The 19012-nt window shown below is 61.5% G+C and carries 20 protein-coding genes and 1 tRNA gene; 16 read left to right on the top strand and 5 right to left on the bottom strand.

Translation table 11 applies throughout. The features are described from left to right. Positions 1 to 46: 46 nt before the first annotated feature. Positions 47 to 706, bottom strand: coding sequence for an HAD-IA family hydrolase (locus tag AC2A1F_RS17205; RefSeq protein WP_484210136.1), 660 nt, complete (start codon positions 704 to 706; stop codon positions 47 to 49). A gap of 145 nt (positions 707 to 851) precedes the next feature. Here AC2A1F_RS17205 and AC2A1F_RS17200 point away from each other — a divergent pair, with 145 nt between their 5' ends. Continuing rightward, the gene (locus tag AC2A1F_RS17200; RefSeq protein ID WP_484210007.1) at positions 852 to 1631 is read left to right on the top strand and encodes a universal stress protein; all 780 of its coding nucleotides are present in this window, start codon (positions 852 to 854) and stop codon (positions 1629 to 1631) included. Between the two features lie 30 nt (positions 1632 to 1661). After that, positions 1662 to 2144: a COG3650 family protein gene (locus AC2A1F_RS17195; RefSeq protein WP_484210006.1), complete on the top strand. Its 483-nt coding sequence runs from the start codon at positions 1662 to 1664 to the stop codon at positions 2142 to 2144. Positions 2145 to 2457: 313 nt separating this feature from the next. Here the strand turns inward: AC2A1F_RS17195 and AC2A1F_RS17190 are convergent, their stop codons facing one another. After that, entirely contained in the window at positions 2458 to 3777 is a 1320-nt protein-coding gene (locus tag AC2A1F_RS17190; protein WP_484210005.1) for a sensor histidine kinase, read from the bottom strand. A gap of 169 nt (positions 3778 to 3946) precedes the next feature. Between AC2A1F_RS17190 and rpmH the strand changes: the two genes are divergently transcribed. From rpmH to dapE, 7 genes are all read left to right on the top strand, one after another. Further along, positions 3947 to 4081 (top strand): 50S ribosomal protein L34, encoded by a 135-nt coding sequence (gene rpmH / locus AC2A1F_RS17185; RefSeq protein WP_292625196.1) that lies wholly within the window; start codon positions 3947 to 3949, stop codon positions 4079 to 4081. Between the two features lie 38 nt (positions 4082 to 4119). Beyond that, entirely contained in the window at positions 4120 to 4533 is a 414-nt protein-coding gene (gene rnpA / locus AC2A1F_RS17180) for a ribonuclease P protein component (RefSeq protein ID WP_484210004.1), read from the top strand. Continuing rightward, on the top strand, positions 4530 to 4739 hold the full coding sequence (yidD, locus tag AC2A1F_RS17175) for a membrane protein insertion efficiency factor YidD (protein ID WP_292631502.1): 210 nt from the start codon (positions 4530 to 4532) through the stop codon (positions 4737 to 4739). The genes rnpA and yidD overlap by 4 nt, the downstream gene beginning before the upstream one ends. A 71-nt stretch (positions 4740 to 4810) precedes the next feature. Then, positions 4811 to 6610, top strand: coding sequence for a membrane protein insertase YidC (yidC, locus tag AC2A1F_RS17170; protein ID WP_484210003.1), 1800 nt, complete (start codon positions 4811 to 4813; stop codon positions 6608 to 6610). Then, entirely contained in the window at positions 6607 to 7269 is a 663-nt protein-coding gene (gene yihA / locus AC2A1F_RS17165; RefSeq protein WP_298283037.1) for a ribosome biogenesis GTP-binding protein YihA/YsxC, read from the top strand. Before yidC ends, yihA begins: the two co-directional genes overlap by 4 nt. 759 nt (positions 7270 to 8028) lie before the next feature. Next, the gene (locus AC2A1F_RS17160) at positions 8029 to 8703 is read left to right on the top strand and encodes a glutathione S-transferase family protein (RefSeq protein WP_484210135.1); all 675 of its coding nucleotides are present in this window, start codon (positions 8029 to 8031) and stop codon (positions 8701 to 8703) included. Beyond that, the gene (gene dapE / locus AC2A1F_RS17155) at positions 8703 to 9833 is read left to right on the top strand and encodes a succinyl-diaminopimelate desuccinylase (RefSeq protein WP_484210002.1); all 1131 of its coding nucleotides are present in this window, start codon (positions 8703 to 8705) and stop codon (positions 9831 to 9833) included. The genes AC2A1F_RS17160 and dapE overlap by 1 nt, the downstream gene beginning before the upstream one ends. A 145-nt stretch (positions 9834 to 9978) precedes the next feature. Here dapE and msrA read toward each other — a convergent pair whose 3' ends face one another. Next, entirely contained in the window at positions 9979 to 10515 is a 537-nt protein-coding gene (gene msrA, locus AC2A1F_RS17150; protein ID WP_484210001.1) for a peptide-methionine (S)-S-oxide reductase MsrA, read from the bottom strand. Positions 10516 to 10592: 77 nt separating this feature from the next. Here msrA and AC2A1F_RS17145 point away from each other — a divergent pair, with 77 nt between their 5' ends. The 4 genes from AC2A1F_RS17145 to AC2A1F_RS17130 all read left to right on the top strand — a co-directional run bounded on the left by AC2A1F_RS17145 (position 10593) and on the right by AC2A1F_RS17130 (position 12978). Further along, positions 10593 to 11444 (top strand): class I SAM-dependent methyltransferase, encoded by an 852-nt coding sequence (locus AC2A1F_RS17145; protein WP_484210000.1) that lies wholly within the window; start codon positions 10593 to 10595, stop codon positions 11442 to 11444. Between the two features lie 62 nt (positions 11445 to 11506). Next, on the top strand, positions 11507 to 12355 hold the full coding sequence (gene aguB, locus AC2A1F_RS17140; RefSeq protein ID WP_484209999.1) for an N-carbamoylputrescine amidase: 849 nt from the start codon (positions 11507 to 11509) through the stop codon (positions 12353 to 12355). 68 nt (positions 12356 to 12423) lie between these two features. Next, positions 12424 to 12858, top strand: a complete 435-nt coding sequence (folK, locus tag AC2A1F_RS17135) for a 2-amino-4-hydroxy-6-hydroxymethyldihydropteridine diphosphokinase (RefSeq protein ID WP_484209998.1) — start codon at positions 12424 to 12426, stop codon at positions 12856 to 12858. A 44-nt stretch (positions 12859 to 12902) separates the two neighbouring features. Further along, positions 12903 to 12978, top strand: a tRNA-Lys gene (locus AC2A1F_RS17130). Between the two features lie 79 nt (positions 12979 to 13057). Here AC2A1F_RS17130 and AC2A1F_RS17125 read toward each other — a convergent pair. Further along, a complete protein-coding gene (locus AC2A1F_RS17125) occupies positions 13058 to 13411 on the bottom strand; it encodes a winged helix DNA-binding protein (protein WP_484209997.1) in 354 nt (117 codons plus the stop codon). A 660-nt stretch (positions 13412 to 14071) separates the two neighbouring features. Between AC2A1F_RS17125 and AC2A1F_RS17120 the strand changes: the two genes are divergently transcribed. From AC2A1F_RS17120 to AC2A1F_RS17110, 3 genes are read left to right on the top strand one after another with little or no spacing between them, the layout of a single operon-like run. Beyond that, positions 14072 to 14755 (top strand): response regulator transcription factor, encoded by a 684-nt coding sequence (locus tag AC2A1F_RS17120; RefSeq protein WP_484209996.1) that lies wholly within the window; start codon positions 14072 to 14074, stop codon positions 14753 to 14755. Continuing rightward, positions 14755 to 16116, top strand: coding sequence for a FecR family protein (locus AC2A1F_RS17115; protein ID WP_484209995.1), 1362 nt, complete (start codon positions 14755 to 14757; stop codon positions 16114 to 16116). Before AC2A1F_RS17120 ends, AC2A1F_RS17115 begins: the two co-directional genes overlap by 1 nt. A gap of 4 nt (positions 16117 to 16120) precedes the next feature. Further along, on the top strand, positions 16121 to 18331 hold the full coding sequence (locus AC2A1F_RS17110) for a CHASE2 domain-containing protein (protein WP_484209994.1): 2211 nt from the start codon (positions 16121 to 16123) through the stop codon (positions 18329 to 18331). Here AC2A1F_RS17110 and AC2A1F_RS17105 read toward each other — a convergent pair. After that, positions 18306 to 18842: a hypothetical protein gene (locus AC2A1F_RS17105; RefSeq protein WP_484209993.1), complete on the bottom strand. Its 537-nt coding sequence runs from the start codon at positions 18840 to 18842 to the stop codon at positions 18306 to 18308. The two genes, AC2A1F_RS17110 and AC2A1F_RS17105, sit on opposite strands and share 26 nt — an antisense overlap. Positions 18843 to 19012 lie beyond the last annotated feature (170 nt).

The raw sequence follows: 19012 nt of genomic DNA, 5'->3' as shown, positions 1-19012 counted from the left end.
TGGCTGATTTCGGGCGCTCCATCGGGCCACGATAGGCCAGCGTCCCCTAAAATTCGATGTTTATGAGTTTACGGCCTAGCGCTGTGCCCAGATCAGCCAGCGCCTGCGGCCCGCTGGTAACCTTGATCGCATGCATGCCCAGCGCCGCCGCCGGTTTGCAGTTGATTCCCAGATCATCAAGATAGATGCACTCATTCGGCGAAAGCTTCAGCACCTCGCACATCATCTGATAGATGCGCGGATCGGGCTTGCGCACTCCGGCCTTGCTGCTTTCGATCACGTGTTCGAACCGCGCCAGAATGCGCTCGATCTCGTCACTGGCATCACGGCTGCGCGCCATGCCCGCTCCGTGGCCGGTCGGTACATTGTTGGTGATGCACCCCAGACGATAGCCTTGGGCTTTCAACCGGTCGAGCGCAGCCACCATTTCCGGGCGCACCGCTCCTGCCAGCACCGTCAACACGGCTGAACCATCCAGCGCAAACCCTTGCGCCTGTGCTTCAGCCGCAAACATCTGGTTAAACTCTTCAGCCGAAATCTCGGCCCGCTCGAACCGCGCCCAGGCGTTGCTGTCGGGGTTGATCGCGTTGACTCGGCGGATGAAATCCTGCGGCAATCCGCGCTCTGCCTCCAGCCGGTTGAACGCTTCGAAAGGGGACGAGGTGATCACCCCGCCGAAATCGAAAATGACTGCTGTAAAGGCCATGCGCGCTCCGATTGCCACCTGCCACTGTCCTTAACTGATCGATGAATTGCATCAACTGCTGAATATCGTTCTGATTTGACCTGAATCATGGTCGGGCGCATGGTGATGGCGCAGGGGGGTGATACCGAACCACAGGAGGATCCCGATGCGCTCCATACTCTGCCCGCTCGATGTTTCCGAAGCTCTTGATGACCGGATCGAAACCGCCCTTGCGCTGGCCCGGGCGTGTGATGGCCATGTCACCTTCCAGATCGCCACGCCGTTTGCGCAGATGGCATCGTGGGAGCCGTTCGGCGGTGCTGCCGTATCGTCCTATGCCATCAAAGAAGCGCGTGAGGCGAATGAGCGGCTGGCAGCCGAACTCGATACCCGCTTTGCATCGCAAGACGTGCCTTTCGACATCGACGTGCTCGATCAGGAACGCATTGCCGCCGCCGCCGCCGCGGCCCGGTTCGCCGATATCGTGATCGGCAGCCTGTCAGACCCGGTGGTTGAGGAAATGACGCTGAACTTGCGCGCACCGCTGCTCGGCGTGCCACGGGGCCTGCCGATGTTGACTTTCGACAAGCCCGTGCTGCTGGCGTGGGACGGCGGCCACGAAGGTGCCAATGCCATGCGCGCTGCCCTGCCGCTGCTGCAAATGGCCAGTACGGTCCACCTGCTGACCGTGCGCGAAAAGGATTCCAGTTTCCCTGCTGCCGAGGCCGCACGCTATCTCTCGCGTCACGATGTCCACGCCGAAACCCATGAACGTGAACGCAACGGTTCGATTGCATTTACAATCGAGGAATGCGCGCGCAGTGTGGGGGCCGGGCTCATCGTGATGGGCTTGTTCGGCCACAGCCGCTTGCGGGAATTGCTGATGGGCGGCGTTTCGCGCGAAATGCTCGACCGGTCACAGATTCCGTTGCTGCTGGCGCATTAGGCCGCAGCAATAGGGAGCAGTGCGGGGCGTATGAAGGCTGGCCGTTTTACTTTCCAGTTGTCGTCGGTGCTAGTGCCACTGCTGCTCGCCGCGTGTTCTGCGCAATCCGATCCGCAACCTGCTCCATCAGCTTCGGCAAAGGCTGGCACGCGGCCAGTCCCCGCCGCTGCTCAGCCAGACCAGTCTCATCCGCAGCTTGGCGAAGGGGATGGCTCTGCTGCCGCTGCCGTTCCCGTGCGGTTCCGAGCGATTGGTACAGAGCCATTCTGGTCGGTTCAGATGGAAGATGGCCTGATGACATATGTCACGCCCGAAATGCCCGAAGGTGAGACTGTCCCTGTTACCATGGAGCAGGCGGGTTCGGCGCAGGTCTATTTTGCCACCATCGATGGCATGCCGATGGAATTGGAAGTGACGCGCAAGATCTGTTCCGATGGCATGTCCGATACGGTCTACCCGATGTCGGTCACCCGCCGGTTTGGGGCAGATGTGCATCAGGGCTGCGCGCGCTAATCGCATACAAAACCCCGTGTTGCGGCGCATCATTCCGAGTCGCAGGCGATCTTTGCAATCAATTGTGAACTAAACCATTTGATTTTGTTTCCACTGCAACGATAATATAATTCAATAAAGACAATAATTTAACTACAAATTTGCAAAAAATACAACCGTTGCCGATTATTTCGCAATTGCACAAAATTCGGGTGCAGTGCATACGAAACTTGCCTTTCAGGCATCCTCTCCCAAAACTTTCCGACCCGGCAGGCAACTGCCGGGTCTTTTTTTGCGCCTGACTCTCTTGCGCTGAATTGGCCGTGGCTTGGCGCTACTGGCTGTCTGCCAGCAGGAAATCCATCTCCACTACAATCCCGCGCTCGGCAAAGCGCCGCGTGATGGTCCCGCCCAGTTGCCGTTCGGATGACCGAATCAGCGCCGAGCCAAAGCCTTCGCTCCCTGGCTCGGATATGGGCGGCGCATTGTCAGCCGCCGTTTCCTCCCACAACACTTTCGCGCGGTTGCCTTCGCGGCTCCACTGCACCTGCACCAGCCCTCCCGGATGCGCCCAAGCGCCGTACTTCACGGCATTGGTCACCAGCTCGTGCAGCACCAGCCCCAGTGGCACCGCGTGCCGCCCCGGCAGGACCAGTTCACCGCCGGAAAGGTCGCACCGTTCCGACGATGAACGATACGGCGCGATGACTTTGGCGATCAGGTCGGCAAAGTCCACGGTCTGGTCCTTGCCCGATCCTTGCGTCACTTCGTGCGATGTCACCAGCGCGTGGATGCGTTTGGCGATGCGGTCCACCGCTGGAGCAGCCGCCTTGTCGCCGCGCGCGCTCATCTTCACGATGGCCAGGATCACCGCAAACAGGTTCTTGACCCGGTGGTTCAGTTCCTTGGCCAGAATGTCGGCCCGGTCGCGCGCTTCGGCAATCACCGCGGCATTGGCTGCCAGCGCCTCGGCCTCGGCCTTGCGGATGGCTTGCCACAGCCCCAGCGCCAGCGCGCAAATGATCACCACGAACAGCGCCGCCAGCGAAGGGAGGATCTTGGCCTCTGCCGCCGAAGCGCGCTCCACAGCTTGGGCCAGCCGCACTTGTTCGATGGCCTCCAATTCTGCCACGGCGGTGCGCAAGCCAGACATGGCAAGCTGCCCTTCATCAGACAGCACCCGTGCATGGGCCTCGGGAATGCGCCGCTGACCGACCAGTTCAATCACGCCTGCCATTTCGGCCCATTTTGCATCCCCCAGCCTGCCAATATCAGCCAACAGATCGGCCTGCTCAGGCGGCAGATCCGTGCCCAGTTGCTGACGCAGATTCGCTATCTGCAAGCCGTAGCTGGCCTTGCCCTCATTATAAGGTGCCAAATAGCGCTCATCGCTTGTGATGAAGTATCCGCGCTGCCCGGTCTCCCCGCTCATTGTGGTACGTACAATCTGGTCCAGTGATTCGAGGATGGCCCCGGTTCGAACCGCTTGCTGGCGCTGGGTTCGCTCGGCCTCGACTGTCGTCAATATGAGCGCAAAGGTGCCCAGCAGCGCCAGCGCAACCACCCCGAACAGCAGCAGTGTCGGGATACGCGGCGCCTTTTGCCACCACCGCAGCGCGCTCGATCCGGCTGGAGCCTCGAATTCCCATTTCATCGCGCGTGCCTAGCGGTTAAGGTGACAACGAGCAACGCATTGCAACGCTTGCACTTCATGCCACAGGCTTGACGGCACGGGCCCCTTCGCCTATCGGCCACCCCCTGATTCCGGCGCGCTGCATTGCTTGCGGCTGCCAGTCCACAGATTCGAACAGAAGAGAAAACCGATGAAGCGCACTTTCCAGCCTAGCAATCTTGTGCGTGCCCGCCGCCACGGCTTCCGCACCCGCACCGCCACTGTCGGCGGTCGCAAGATCCTGCGTGCCCGCCGTGCGCGTGGCCGCAAGAAGCTTTCGGCCTGATCGCTTAAGCTATCCCTCCGGCGCAGGTTGGCACGGGCATGACCCGGATTGCCACCATCCGGAAACGGGCAGACTTTGTTGCTGCCAATCGCGGAATCCGGGTCGCAAGGCCCGGATTCGTGCTGTTGGTGAACCGTGAAACCGTGCCCGCCGATGAAGCGGACATGCGCTTTGGCGTCACCGTCACCAAGAAAATCGGCAACGCAGTTGTCCGCAATCGCATGAAGCGCCGCTTCCGCGCGCTGCTCCGCGAAGCTCTGACGCAAGCAGGCATCGCCGGGGCAGACCATGTGATGATCGGCCGCGAAGGCGGGGTAGAGCGCGATTTTGCCGCGCTCCGCGAAGAGCTGGCGATTGCCCTGTCGCGCGCTGCCGCTGGCAAGGGTGATCCGCCCAGAAAGCGTAGTGGACCCCGAGCACATCACGGGCGGGGCAAAGGTCCGGCCAAGTGAAGCGCCTCTTCATCCTCATTGCGCGCGGTTGGCAACTCGGGCCTTCGCGCATCCTTCCGCCCTCCTGCCGCTACAGCCCATCGTGCTCGCAATATGCGATCGAAGCGCTGGAAAAGCATGGCGCGATTAAGGGTGGCTGGCTGGCGACTAAGCGGCTATTGCGCTGCCATCCGTGGGGTGGATGCGGATACGATCCCGTCCCCTGACGCTTTCGAATTCAGTCCGCAGCCGTTCATCGTCGAATGGCTCGGCATAGACTTACAGGACGCAAAAACCGGTGCAGAATCAGCGTAATGTCATTCTGGCAGTGGTCCTCACCGGCCTGCTGCTGCTCGGCTGGGAAGGCGCGATGCGCTGGTTCTACCCGCAAGCGGCGGTTGCGCCCCAAACTACAGCAGCAGGGCCTGCCGCTTCTGCACCTGCTGCACCCGGCACGCCTACGCGCGAAGGTGGATTGCTCAATCCCGCAGACATCGCGCTGGAAAAGAAAGACCTGAAGGCTGAACTCGCCGCTGGCAATCGCGTTCCCATCGATGCGCCGGGCCTCAAAGGTTCGATCAACCTCAAAGGTGCGCTGATCGATGACGTGACGCTGTCCCGCCACACCGAAACGGTGGAGAAGAACAGTGCCCCTGTGCGCCTGTTCTCGCCCGCCGGAACGCCTGCGCAGCACTATGCGCAGATGGGTTGGGTCGGTGAAGGTATTGCTGCACCCGATGCGAACACTGTGTGGACGGCAGACGGCGCAAAGCTGACGCCGCAGACCCCGGTGACCCTGCGCTGGTCGAACACTACCGGGCAGACTTTTGCGATCCGCTATGTGATCGATGCCGACTACATGATCACCGCCACGCAATCTGTGGCGAACGCAGGCGCTGCGCCCGCTGTGGTCAAACCGTTCGCGCTGGTCAGCCGCACGGACAAGACCGCCAGTCTTGATACATGGCAACTCCACTCTGGCCCGATTGCCGCGCTCGATGGCTCGGTCACGTTCGACAACAACTATTCGACGGTGGTTGAATCGCCTGGGCAGGTCGTGCCGTTGAAGGGAGCGACCAACTGGATCGGCTTTACCGATATCTACTGGCTCTCGGCCCTGATCCCCGATGCCGGGGCTAAGGCAGAAAGCGCCCTGCGCGCCACCGGGCCGGGCCTGTTCCGCGCAGACCTGATCTTCCCCAACGTCTCCGTCGCACCGGGCAAGCAGCAATCGCAGAACGTGCGGCTGTTTGTCGGGGCCAAGGAAAATACCGTCCTTGAAAAATATGAAGCGGCGGGCGTCACCAACTTCAGCCTGTCGATTGATTGGGGCTGGTTCCGCTGGTTCGAAAAGCCGATCTTCTGGCTGCTCGATTCGCTGTTCAAGCTGGTCAAGAACTTCGGCGTGGCCATCATCCTGCTTACGCTCGTCGTGCGCGGTGTGATGTTCCCCATCGCCCAGCGCCAGTTCGCCTCAATGGCGGCCATGCGCGCCTTGCAGCCCAAGATGAAGGCGCTGCAGGAACGCTACAAGGACGACAAGCAGACGCAGCAGCAGAAGATCATGGAGCTGTACAAGACGGAGAAGGTCAATCCGCTCGCGGGCTGTCTTCCCATCTTCCTGCAGATTCCAGTGTTCTTCGCGCTCTACAAAGTGCTGACGCTGGCCATCGAAATGCGCCACCAGCCCTTCGTGCTATGGATCAAAGATCTGTCCGCGCCTGATCCTGCACACATTCTCAACCTGTTCGGCCTGCTGCCGTTCGATCCTCCGGGCTTCCTTGCCATCGGCGTGCTGGCCATCTTGCTCGGCATCACGATGTGGGCACAGTTCAAGCTGCAACCTGCGGCGATGGACCCGGCACAGCAGCAGATCTTTGCCTTCATGCCGTGGATCATGATGTTCGTGATGGCCCCGTTTGCCGCTGGTCTGCTGATCTACTGGATCACCTCGAACGTGCTGACCATTGCCCAGCAGAAGTACCTCTACAGCAAGCACCCGCAGCTAAAGGCGCAGACGGACAAGGACCAGCAGGACATTGATCGCGTTGCCACGCGCGAAAAGAAGGCCACCGGCCAGAAACCCAAACCGCGATGAACGCTGAAGAAGAACAGGCCGCCGAACTGCAGGCCGAAATGATCGAACAAGCGCGCTTGCTGTTTGCAGGCCGGGTTGAATTCATCAAATCGGCCCCGGCGCTCAAATTCCTGCCCGATCCCGATGTGCCCGAAATCGCCTTTGCGGGCCGATCCAACGTCGGCAAATCCTCGCTGCTCAATGCGCTGACGGGCCGCAAATCCATCGCGCGCACCTCGGTCACGCCGGGCCGCACGCAGGAATTGAACTACTTCGAAGTGGGCGAACCCACCCGGCTGCGGCTGGTCGATATGCCGGGCTATGGCTTTGCCAAGGCCCCGCCCAAAGTGGTCGAAAACTGGCGGCGTCTGGTGCGCGATTTCCTGCGCGGCCGCGTGGTATTGAAGCGCACTCTGCTGCTGATCGACAGCCGCCATGGCGTAAAGCCCGTCGATGAAGACATGATGCAGATGCTCGATGAAGCAGGCGTCGGCTATCGCGTGGTCCTGACCAAGGCCGACAAGATCAAGGCTAGCGAACTGGAAGCGGTCACCGCCGCCACCATCGCTGCCGCCCGCAAACGCACCGCCGCCTATCCCGAAATTCTCGTGACCTCGTCCGAGAAAAAGATGGGCATCGAAGAACTGCGCGCCGCAGTTTTGCAGGATTCGTTGGGCTAAGGCCAATTGCCTACCACCCGTTCCCCTAGTGGGGTGGAACGGAAGTTCGGTTGCTTAAGCTAAACACGTCGTCGGCCCGTGCTTGACACGGGCCTTGGCTTTGATTGCCGGCGAAGGTCAGCCAAGCCCCCTGTCAAGCACGGGGCGACGGGGATGTGTTATGCAACTTACTTCAGTTCCAAATGACTAGGTTCCGTTCGTGTCGAGCGAAGTCGAGACACCGCAGGCCAGTGCTGACGTGTCTCGACTTCGTGCCAAAGGCACGAAGTTTATCCCAAGCATGTCGAGGGGCTCGACACGAACGGTGAAGGGGTGTTGAAACCCAACATCCCACCCAACCCCCGCTCATGCTGAGCTTGTCGAAGCATCAAGCACAGCCTTAGCACCAGCACCCTTCGACAGGCTCAGGGTGAGCGGATCTGGGGGATTGGCAAACATCGCCTCTCAAACCCAACACCCCACCATTCCGGCGCAATCCCCGCTGTCCTACAACCCACGCGCTGGCCCACGCTCCCGCGTGCCATGCCCCACCGCACCCCCATCCTCCCCGCCGCCCTCCCCACTGCCGCCACAGCGCGCAATGTCCTCGCGCGTCACGCCACCACCACGCCTGCGCTCGATGAAGAACGCCTCCTCAAACTCCTCGAAACAGACCCGACTCTTTCTGCCATGGACCGTGTAAACTGTGTAAACCTGTTCATGCTCGACACAGCAAACCTGAACAGCTACGCGCCCCAAAAGCGGAACGGGGCAAATACGATGAAGCTGATCATCGGCAACAAGAACTATTCCAGCTGGTCTCTGCGCGGCTGGCTGGCGTGCAAGCAATCGGGCCTCCACTTTGATGAAATGGCCGTCCCTCTGTACGGAGCCGAATGGGAAGCCCTGCGCCGCACCGATGATTTCGCGCCCTCTGCCGGCAAAGTCCCAATTCTATGGGATGGCGAAGGCCCTAATGCGGCGGTCGTCTGGGACAGCCTCGCCATCATCGATTACCTCGCGGACAAAGTCGGGCGTGATCGCTTCTGGCCCAAGGATAACGCTGCGCGCGCCATGGCCCGCTCGATGGCGGCAGAAATGCACTCCGGCTACCTGGCGCTGCGCGAGCAATTGCCGATGAACATCCGCAAGCGTTTTGATCGGGTCGAAATCACCCCCGAAGTCCGCGCCGATGTCGTGCGCATTCTCACCCTCTGGGCCGAAGCGCGCGCACGATTCGGGCAGGGCGGCCCGTTCCTGTTCGGCACGTTCTGCGCTGCTGATATCATCTACGCCCCGGTCGTCTCGCGTTTCCTGACCTATGGTGTGCCTGTCCCGGGCTTCGCATCGGCTTACATGGAAGCGGTCTGGACGCACGGCTGGATGCAGGCTTGGATTGCGGCGGCGCGAAGCGAAGTCTGGACCATTGAAAAGTTTGAGGAGCCTGCCCTGTGATGCCCGCACTTGACCCCGTTCTGCTGGCCGAACAGTTGATTGATTGCGAAAGCGTCACCCCTGCCACTGGCGCGGTATTCGATTGTTTTGAAGCGATGCTGAAGCCGCTGGGTTTCGAAATCCACCGCTTCATCGCGGGCGAAGCGCCCGATGGCCCGGTCGAAAACCTTTTTGCGATCAGGCGCGGCCCGGAAGGTTCACGCCACTTTGCCTTCGCCGGACACCTTGATGTCGTGCCGCCGGGCGAGGGCTGGAGCAGCGCCCCGTTCAAGGCCGAACGCCGCGGTGAATTGCTTTACGGGCGCGGAGCGGTGGACATGAAAGGTTCCATCGCCGCGATGGTCGCCGCTGCGGCTGAAATCCCCGTCGAAGCTGGAACGCTCAGCTTCATCATCACCGGCGATGAAGAAGGCCCCGCGCGCTACGGTACGGTGCCGCTGATAAACCTGATCCGCGAGTTGAAGTCCGAACCGGACCTGTGCCTTGTGGGCGAGCCGACCTCGGTCAACCGCCTGGGCGATATGGTGAAGATCGGCCGGCGCGGTTCGGTCAACATGTGGATCACTTGCAAGGGCGCGCAAGGCCACGTCGCCTATCCGCACCTTGCCGACAATCCGATCCCGCGCCTGATCGCGCTGCTGGCGGAACTTGATGCGCTGGTGCTCGATGAAGGCACCGCATGGTTCCAGCCATCGAACCTTGAAGTGACTGACCTTGAGGTGGGCAACAAGGCCACCAACGTGATTCCGGCGGAAGCCCGCACCCGCATATCGATTCGCTTCAACGACCAGCACACCGGGGCAGGGCTTGTTGCGATGGTCGAAGACGTCGCCCGCCGCCATAAGGGCGAGGTGCGCGCCGTCATTTCGGGCGAGAGTTTCATCACGCTGCCGGGCGATTTTTCAAACTTGATCGCCGCAGCGGTGAAGGCCGAAACCGGTCTCGATCCCGAACTGTCCACCAGCGGCGGTACATCGGACGCCCGCTTCTTGCGCGCGGTCTGCCCGGTCGTGGAATTCGGGCTGTGCAACGCCACGATGCACAAGAAGGACGAAGCGGTGGCGTTGGAAGACTTGGCGGTCCTCCAGCGCATCTACCGCCGGATTACGCTGGCCGCGCTAAACGGTTAGTGCGGCAGAGCCGCAGTTCGGTCGCTTTGCGTCAAACGATTCGTCGCCCTGTGCTTGACACGGGCCTTGGCTTTGTCTGGCGGCAAAGGTTAGTCAAGCACGGGGCGACGGGGAAAGATTTTGGGGTGAGCTTTTTCCTGAATGACTAGCTTTTCACCTTGTTCGCAAAACTCTTACGCAGTTTCATCAACTTGGGCGGGATCACGGCGAGGCAATAGGGGTTGCGCTGCCCTTCGCCGTCCCAATATTCCTGATGGTAGTCCTCTGCCGGATACCAGGTGGACATTGGCTCGATCGTGGTGACGATGGGCTTGGGCAGGTCCGCCTGCGCCCGGGCGATGGCGGCTTCAACCTCGGCCGTCTGCGCATCATCAGCCGGGAACACGGCGGAGCGATACTGCGTGCCCACATCGTTGCCTTGCCGGTTCAACTGCGTCGGATCGTGGGTGGCAAAGAAGATGTCGAGGATCTGGTCCAGCCCGATCACCCCGGTATCGAAGGTTACGCGGATCGCCTCGGCATGGCCGGTCGATCCGCTGCACACCTGCTTGTAGGTCGGGTTGGCCACGCTGCCGCCGATGTATCCGCTTTCCACATTCGTGACGCCGATTACGTCCCGGAACACCGCTTCGGTGCACCAGAAGCATCCGCCTGCCACAATGGCTGTTGCCTGTTCGCTCATGTACCTTATTCTCCTGCGTTGCCGTAGAGATAGGCATCCCCCCGGCGCTTGTCACCGGCACCAAGGAGAATCCCGAAATGCGTAGATTGAGCCTCGCCTTGCTTGCCGCCGTGGCCGCCAGCAGCCTTGCCACGCCCGCCTTCGCCCAGACCGCTGCCACAGCGGCCCCGAAGATCGATCCCGCGTTGGCCGCCGCCGTTGCCGATCCGTTGCGCAAGGATGATGCCGTGCGCGACAAGTATCGCAAGCCTGACCAAACGCTTGCGTTCTTTGATGTTGGCCCGGCGATGAAAGTCGGTGAATATGCGCCCGGCGGCGGCTGGTATTCGCGCCTTCTGGGCATCTACCTCGCGCCCAAGGGCAAGCTGGTGGGCCTCTTCGCCGATGCCAGCGCCGCCAATGCGCAGCGGCAGGCCGCGACGCAGGCCGCCGTGGCCAAGTTCCCCAGCGAAGTGGCGGAATGGGCCAAGCAGCCCGCCGAAAAGTTCAGCGCTTTCTCGCTCGGCGCGATTCCCGATGGGGAGAAGGGCACGTTCGACCGCATTCTGGTGATGCGTGCGCTGCACAACATGCTGCGCTCGAACGTCGCTGATAGCGAAATCAAGAAAATGCGTGAGTTGCTGAAGGATGGTGGCATGATCGGCATCGAACAGCACCGTGCCAAGCCGGACGCCCCCTATGCCTTCACCGATGGCTCGAAAGGCTATCTGCGTGAGGCCGATATCATCAAGTTCATGGAAATCCACGGCTTCACTTTTGTCGGCAAGAGCGAGGCCAACGCCAACCCGAAGGACCCGGCCAACTGGCCCGGCGGCGTGTGGACTCTGCCGCCCTCGCTTGATGGCGCAAAGGATGATGCCGAAAAGGCCAAGCTCCAGGCCATTGGCGAAAGCGACCGCATGACGCTGCTGTTCGCCAAGCGTCCGTGATGCTGGCGTGATCGGGAACGGCGACGGTTGAATTGCGGGGGAAGGGCGCTTAGGTCCGGCCCATGAGCACCATCTCCGTCGCCGCCCTGCAACTCGCCCTGCCCGGGGGCGAGGCTGAGAATATCGCCGCCACCGCAGCACTGGTGGATGAGGCGGCCAAGGGCGGCGCGCAGATCGTGCTGCCGCCCGAACTCTTTGCCGGGCCATACTTCTGTAAGGTCGAGGACGAGGCGCTGTTCGCGCTTGCCTATCCGCTGGATCAGGACCCCTCGGTGCGCGAGATGCGCAAGCTGGCCAAGGCGCACGGCATCGCCATCCCCACCAGCTTTTTCGAACGCGACGGACACCACTATTACAACACGCTGGCTATGATCGGCCCCGATGGCGAGATCATGGGCATCTACCGCAAGAGCCATATCCCCGATGGCCCCGGCTACGAAGAGAAGTACTACTTCCGCCCCGGCAACACCGGCTTCAAGGTGTGGGACGTGTTCGACACCCGCATTGGCGTGGGCGTGTGCTGGGACCAATGGTATCCCGAATGCGCGCGCGCCATGGCGCTGATGGGGGCCGAAGTGCTGTTCTATCCCACCGCCATCGGTACTGAACCGTATGACGCCGATCTGGACACGAGCCGCATGTGGCGGCGTGCAATGCTGGGCCATGCAGTTTCGAACTGCATGCCGGTGATTGCTGCCAACCGCATCGGCATGGAAGATGACCAGCGCTTCTACGGCCACAGCTTCATCAGCGATGAGTGGGGCGATTTTCTGGCGGAGTTCGGCGCAAGCGAAACTGGCGTGCTCCACGCCACGATCGATCTGAAGCGCGCTGCCACGCACCGGGCCGGCATGGGCTTTTTCCGGGATCGCCGCCCGCAGCTTTACGGGCGGCTGGCAGAAGACATCTGACGGTCCAGCGCTATCTCGTCGCGCTGGGCTCCAACCAGCGCCACAACCGCCACGGCGCGCCTGATGCGGTGGTCCGGGCGGCACTTGCTGCGCTGGCGGTGCATCCGATCAGGCTCGTGGCGGTAAGCCCGCTGATTCGCAGCCGCCCGGTCGGCCCATCGCAGCGCGAATATGTAAACGCGGCTGCGGTGGTAGAGACGCGCCTCGATCCGCCCGCCTTGCTTGATATGCTGCAAGATATCGAAGCCCGCTTTGGCCGCAAGCGTCAGGGCCAGCGGTGGCGGGCGCGCACGCTGGATCTGGACATTGTGTTATGGTCGGGCGGGTGCTGGAGCGACGAGACGCTGACGATCCCTCATCGCGAATTTCGCAAGCGCGCCTTTGTGCTTTGCCCTGCAGCCCGCATCGCACGGCTTTGGCGCGATCCTGTGACCGGACACAACGTGGGACATCTTGAATACCGCATCAAGCGCAGGGTTGACCGGCTGCCGCTTGCCCCCTAGGTGACGCGCCACTCCGAAGCGCGTGCGACGTTGCCGAAGGGTGAGGACCCGTAGCTCAGTTGGTAGAGCAACGGACTTTTAATCTGTAGGTCTCGGGTTCGAGTCCCGACGGGTCCACCATCATTTCCAGCACCAATCTTTTATGACGCTTTGCGCGCCTTACAGCTCGAACGAGGGGGAATTGCTGCTGAGAGGATGTTCAGGCGTCGGGTGCAGTCTCGGCCACCTTTACCAGCCCTGCCAGCATCTTTTCGACCGTGTTCTTCCCGGCATCGGTAAGCCGCACCCATGAACGGCGGCGGTCGTTGGTGTCAGGCACACGCAAGACACTGCCCTTGTGCGCAAGCGCATCAAGATAGCGCAAGCCGGTGGTTGAGGGGACACCAGCCATCACGCTTACGCCCGAAACCGAAATCCGCTGATTTTCGTGCAGCGCGATGTAGAGTTCCACCAGCATGATCCAACCGGTACCGGCAGGTTGCAGGCCGGGGACCAGACTCTCGCAATTCTGCAGATGCCGGCGATAGCTTCTGGCAATCCTGTAGTAATTCATGGTGTCGTTTGAGGCATGGACAGACCCAAGCTGATCCTGGGCTCGGTTCTGGACGAGGTACATGTGATCAGACTCCGTAATGTGCCGCGACGTTGAATTCTGTTTTGTGCCTTCACCTTGCCGTGCAGCGCTGCCGGATGCCGGATCGCCCGCACATAGCGCGGACGATCCGGTCTCGATGCGACCCGAGAACATTTTGCCAGGCAGTTCATTTCCTTGCGCCGCCCGCTCTTGATGGCCCCGCTTCTGCCTGCGTGCGTGAAGCCGCGTTCGCGTGCTCTAGCGAAGGTGGATAGGGCATAGTCAGCGAAGGAGCGCCGCAAATGTGCCAAAGACCAGCCAAAGCAAAAGTGACAGCCCCGGTGCAATCATCAGCCGCATCATTCCGGCAATCCGCCGGTCAGGACCCGCAAGACCTTGGCACCAGGAGTGTCAGCCGCGCAGGCTGAAACCCAGACACGGGGTAGCTCGGGCGCAGATGCCCGAGCAGGCTTTGTTCGATGGGCGGCGGTTTGCAACACCTGTACTCCCGTTAATATTATGACGGTTTAGCCGACAAACGCCCGTCGCGGTTGTAAACAGATGTAAACTTGTCGGGCGGGCGGTTACCTGCGCAGCGGTGTGGGGTATGGCGTTTGCAGGCAAGGTCCGGGGAAGTTGATGAAAATCGGGATCGTTGACGATGACGAAACGATGCTTGAGTTCGTGTCCCGCTTGTTCGGCACGGCTGAGTTTCGCTGTGTCGCTTTCAGACGCGGGCGCGATCTGGTCAGCGCGCTGACGCGTGAAACCTTCGATCTGCTGATTCTCGATTGGAACATGCCCGACATGAACGGGATGGACATTCTTGCCTGGGTGCAGGCGCGGATATCGCCTTGCCCACAAATCATTATGCTGACCAGCCGGTCCGATAAGGATGACGTTGCTGCGGCCCTGCATGCCGGTGCCGACGATTATATCGTGAAACCCGAATCGGCGATCGTGATCGCCGCGCGGGTCCGGGCGGTTTTGCGTCGCACGCAACAAAGGCCTGTTGCAGAACGATTCGAATCTTTCGGAGCCTACACCTTTGATCGGGCGAGTGAGACTGTTACGCTTAGTGGGGTGCCCATCGTGCTGACGGGCAAGGAGTTTGCCCTTGCCTATGTGTTCTTTGCCAATCAGCACAAGCCGCTGTCACGCAAGTATCTGATGGAGTCCGTGTGGAAGTCGCTTGCCGATCTGACAACACGGACGCTCGACATGCATGTCTCGCGCATCCGCACCAAGTTGCAATTGCGGTCCGAGAATGGGTTTCGGCTGCAAACCGTATTCAACTACGGCTATCGTCTGGAGGCCTGCTGATGGATATCAAACGCGGTGCAAGGAACTGCTTGTGGCCGCTGCTGGCTGCCGGAATGATCTGCGTTGCAGCGCAGGTGCAGGCCAAGACGGCGCGGTTGCCACGTGATCGGCTGACGGCCCCACAGGACCTGATCGAATACAGCATGCGGCAGGGCGACAACCTGTTCACGTTGGCCCGGCGTGCGCTGGAACGGCCCGATCATTACAGAGTCGTGCAACGGATCAACCGGATTGTCGATCCTCACCGGATTCCGACTGGAACCGTTCTGAAGATTCCCGTGAACCTGCTGCGGGCTGATCCACTTGCTGCACGCGTCGTTGCTGTGCGCGGGACCGTGAACTTGCGCCAGAACGAGGGCTTGGCTCCGGCACGCATGGGTGCTGAGCTATTGCCCGGAGTGGCTATCGAGACTGGCACGGACGGGTTCGTGACTATCGAGTTGCCTAACGGTTCGCGCACTTCGATGCCGACCCACACCCGTTTGAAGATTGTGCGCCTGCACCGCATCGCGCTGACCGGCAGCGTTGATTATGATCTGGCGGTGGATGGCGGCAAGGTGGAGACAACGGCCAGCCCGCTTGGCAGCAATCCCAACAACCGCTTTCGCATCCGCACACCGCGTGCGCTGGCAGCGGTGCGCGGCACTGTGTTCAGGGTGGGCTTCGCCGATGGCGAGGCCGTTTCGCTCACTGAGGTTCTGGAAGGCGCGGTTGCGGCCAGCAGTACGACATCGGGCGCAGAGGCCAGCCTGAGACCGGGTATGGGCGCAGTGATTGCGGCCAACGGAAATGTGCGGACCGAAGCACTGCTATCTCCGCCAGACTTGCGTGATCCGGGGCGCGTGCAGGTTGATCCGCAGGTACGGCTCAATCTGGCTCCGTTGGCAGGTGCCAGTTCCTATCGCCTGCAAATTGCCGAAGATGCGGGCTTTACGCGTGTTCTGGCTGACAGGATTGGCGATGTGGCAGAGTTCGTTATCGATGATATTCCCAATGGCAGCCTGTTCGTTCGGGTCAGCGCGGTTGCCGTGTCGGGGCTTGAAGGGGTGCCACAGACGTATGCGATGCGGCGCGTGCTGGCAGGCGTTACTGCCTCTGCCCAAGCCGATGCAGATACCATGCGCTTTGCTTGGGGTGGATCTGGCGAAGGACGCAGGACTTACAGCTTCCAGCTTGGTCTGGCAGACGGGAAGGGGCCATGGCTGGTTGATGAGGCCGGACTTGAAACCGGCGGGATCCGGCTGCGGCGGCTTGGTCCGGGAGTTTATCGTTGGCGGGTTGGCGTCCGGCAGGAAAGCGGCGGTGAAGTGGTGGAGAACTGGCTTCCGTTTGAAAAGCTGACCGTGGCGACGCCGGAGTAAGCCGGTGCTGCACCGGCGGCTTTACGGTGAATGGTTTGTCGTGGCCGTCGTCGCGTGTCTGCTCGCGTGGGTTGCAACGGCCAATCAGCGCCTATCCCCGCTGGACAACCGCATCTACGATCAGGCGCTTGGCCTGATTGCGCCACCAGTTGATGATCGCATCCTGATTGTAGAGATCGACGAGCCGAGCCTGACGGCGCTGGGGCGCTGGCCGTGGCCGCGCAGCGAACACGCAAGGCTGCTTGAAGTGGTGGCTCGCCAAAAACCTGCAGCGGTTGGCTATTCCGTGTTGTTTCTGGACGAATCAGCGGATGACGCGCGGCTCGCCAGTGCTTTGCAGGCGGCGGCTCCGGTTTTTCTGGCTACACTGGTGGATCGGGATGCCGGAGGTGCGGTGAGTGGTGTGCAGACGCCCGCTGATGCGTTGGCATTGGCGGCTGCAGGGCTTGGCGCAGTTGAGCTTGATCCTGACGGTGATGGCGTCATTCGGGCCATGCCACGTAAAGCGACGGGTGATTCGGTGGCTCTGCTGCCGCTGGGTGTAAAGCTGGCAGGGGCCGCAAAAGCTGATGCGCGTCCTGCGCATCAGGGTTCACGGATTCGCTATGCCCGACGGCAAGATTTTCGCCGGATTTCGTTTGCCAGCCTCGCAGCGGGGGAAGTGCCGGCAGTGCTGATACGCGACAAGCTGCTGTTGGTGGGCGCGACAGCGCCGGGGCTTGGGAACCAGCAGCCGGTTCCGGGCACGGCCGGGAGCCTGCTGTCTGGTGTCGAGATTGAAGCCAATGTGCTCAACACCAGCCTGCAGGATGGTGCCATCACCACGCTTTCTGGCGGACAGGCTGGCAGCTTTGCGGTGCTGCCGATCGTGGTGCTGATGATTGCGTTTTTGGGCCTGTCCCCTTCCGAAGGCTTCTGGCTGGCCATCGGGCTTGCCGCAGGGACAGTCGTTGTCAGCCTTGGCTTGCTGGCCTTTGCAGGGCTGTGGTGGCCTCCAGCTGGAACATTGGCGGGGCTGGTTGCCGCACATGTCTTGTGGGGCTGGCGGCGGCTGACAGTTATCGGCCGCTTTCTGCTGGCCCGGACCCTGCAGTTGCAGCGGGAACCGGGGCTTTCCCTGATGGCCAAGCCTGTGCGGCGCAGCGGCGACAGCATATCGCGCGATGCCGACCGGCTTGCCGACCTGATCGAACAGTTGCGCACGCTTCGGGCTTTTGTCAGCGAGGCCGTGGAATGCCTGCCTGCAGCGATTTGCGTGGCTGATCGCGATGGGCGCATTGTGCTGTGCAACCGTGCTGCTGAGGCGCTGTTCGGGAAAGGCCTTTCCGGTCAGCCGATGGCCGAGGCTGCAGCCATGCTCAGCACGGTGCCTGAAGGAGACAATGGCCTGCTGCGCGATAATAGCGGCCGGTTCTTTCTGCTGGCCACAGCCGAACTGTCAGGCGATTTCCGGATCTATAGCTATGCCGATGTCACTGATCTGCAGCGCATCGCCGACGAGCGCGATGACATCCTGCAATTCCTCAGTCACGATATCCGCTCGCCCAATGCGGCGATTGTCACCCTGCTGGAAACCGATGAGTTGGCAGGCAAACGCGAATCGGTGGCCGCACCTCCAGCGGCAACAATCGCAGCGATCCGCCGTCATGCGCGCCATGCTCTGCGGCTGGCCGACGATTTTGTGCAACTGGCGCGAGCTCGGCGCCGGTCGATGGAACCCGAGCCGCTCGATCTTTGCGATGTGGCGCGTGAGGCCGCCGATATGGTGTGGCCGCGTGCGCGCAGTCGTCAGATTACGGTGCAAGATGATTGCGAGCTCGGCGAAGTGTGGGTCATGGGCGATCGCAGCATGATTCTGCGCGGCGTGCTGAACCTGCTGGAGAATGCCGTGAAGTTTGCGCCGGAGGGAACAACGGTGCGCTACAGCGTGGAGGCCGCGGGCACTCTTGCCAGTCTGGTTGTGGCAGGCCCGGGGCCAGCGATGCCGCCGGGACGCGCTGCCAATCCGTTCGCGCTCTATGCCGAGGGGCGTCCTGCCGATGGGACGGGCAGTCTCGGGCTGGGTCTGGCCTTCGTTCAGACAATGGCCCAGCGCCATGGCGGGCGTGTGACTTACGGCTACCAGGATAGCGTGGGTGGCGAGTTCCGGGTGGATCTGCCCTTGGCGGAGGCAGAAGAGGATCCCGGTCCTAGTCTCGTCCTGACCGTAGTGTGATACGACCATCCTTGCGGTAGAGCGCAGAGACTGCCTGTTCGGCAAGCGCTGGCAGGCTGGCAGCCAGCGCGCCGTGGCAATGGCTTTCTTCTGCCCACGCGCGCACCGGCGGCTGATCCCTGCCTTCCAGCACTAGCAACAGCCTTTGCGTACGGTCTGCGCAGTTTTGCAGCAGGCGTTGCGATTTGGCGGATGAAAGCGTCGCGCCATCATCGGCGAGGATCGCCACATCGGATGGGCGTTCCGACAGGGACACGGTTATTCGGTTTGGAGAATCTGCCGAAATGGCAAGGCCACGATTAGCCAGGACCGCCTTTATTGCAGCGCTTGCAGCGGCAACAGCTTCTCCCGCGCCGGGCGATTCGATCAAGGTGATGCTTTGACCTGCGTCTACATCCACAACGCGGCTGCCCGGTCCTGCAAAGCCGGAATGCGTGGCAATTGGCCCGGCACAGGCGGAAAGCCCGACGCCAGACAGCATCAGCGGAACAAGGCAAAGAGCACGTGACATGGCGGAAGTTCCCAAAAGTTGCGCGATTGTCGCGGGTCTAGGGCACAGCGCCGTACACGACAATCGTCTGGGGGCATCGTGGCGTGGTCATCATTAGCGTCACTGAAGCGGGCAGATTAAGGCTGCTGAAGCTGGGTGACGAAGGAATTTCAAAAAAGTGCAAAGATTGG

This window comes from Novosphingobium sp. HNCC26BN242 (assembly GCF_057180525.1).
This window is presented reverse-complemented; position numbering and strand designations above follow the sequence as displayed.

Bases quoted from the DNA above. Each gene is read 5' to 3' on its own strand.
- AC2A1F_RS17195 (WP_484210006.1), top strand. From the start codon at position 1,662: ATGAAGGCTGGCCGTTTTACTTTCCAGTTGTCGTCGGTGCTAGTGCCA.
- AC2A1F_RS17200 (WP_484210007.1), top strand. From the start codon at position 852: ATGCGCTCCATACTCTGCCCGCTCGATGTTTCCGAAGCTCTTGATGAC.
- rnpA (WP_484210004.1), top strand. From the start codon at position 4,120: ATGACCCGGATTGCCACCATCCGGAAACGGGCAGACTTTGTTGCTGCC.
- AC2A1F_RS17115 (WP_484209995.1), top strand. From the start codon at position 14,755: ATGGATATCAAACGCGGTGCAAGGAACTGCTTGTGGCCGCTGCTGGCT.
- AC2A1F_RS17190 (WP_484210005.1), bottom strand. From the start codon at position 3,777: ATGAAATGGGAATTCGAGGCTCCAGCCGGATCGAGCGCGCTGCGGTGG.
- AC2A1F_RS17120 (WP_484209996.1), top strand. From the start codon at position 14,072: ATGAAAATCGGGATCGTTGACGATGACGAAACGATGCTTGAGTTCGTG.
- dapE (WP_484210002.1), top strand. From the start codon at position 8,703: ATGCCCGCACTTGACCCCGTTCTGCTGGCCGAACAGTTGATTGATTGC.
- yihA (WP_298283037.1), top strand. From the start codon at position 6,607: ATGAACGCTGAAGAAGAACAGGCCGCCGAACTGCAGGCCGAAATGATC.
- aguB (WP_484209999.1), top strand. From the start codon at position 11,507: ATGAGCACCATCTCCGTCGCCGCCCTGCAACTCGCCCTGCCCGGGGGC.
- AC2A1F_RS17205 (WP_484210136.1), bottom strand. From the start codon at position 706: ATGGCCTTTACAGCAGTCATTTTCGATTTCGGCGGGGTGATCACCTCG.
- AC2A1F_RS17160 (WP_484210135.1), top strand. From the start codon at position 8,029: ATGAAGCTGATCATCGGCAACAAGAACTATTCCAGCTGGTCTCTGCGC.
- AC2A1F_RS17105 (WP_484209993.1), bottom strand. From the start codon at position 18,842: ATGTCACGTGCTCTTTGCCTTGTTCCGCTGATGCTGTCTGGCGTCGGG.
- AC2A1F_RS17145 (WP_484210000.1), top strand. From the start codon at position 10,593: ATGCGTAGATTGAGCCTCGCCTTGCTTGCCGCCGTGGCCGCCAGCAGC.
- AC2A1F_RS17125 (WP_484209997.1), bottom strand. From the start codon at position 13,411: ATGAATTACTACAGGATTGCCAGAAGCTATCGCCGGCATCTGCAGAAT.
- msrA (WP_484210001.1), bottom strand. From the start codon at position 10,515: ATGAGCGAACAGGCAACAGCCATTGTGGCAGGCGGATGCTTCTGGTGC.
- rpmH (WP_292625196.1), top strand. From the start codon at position 3,947: ATGAAGCGCACTTTCCAGCCTAGCAATCTTGTGCGTGCCCGCCGCCAC.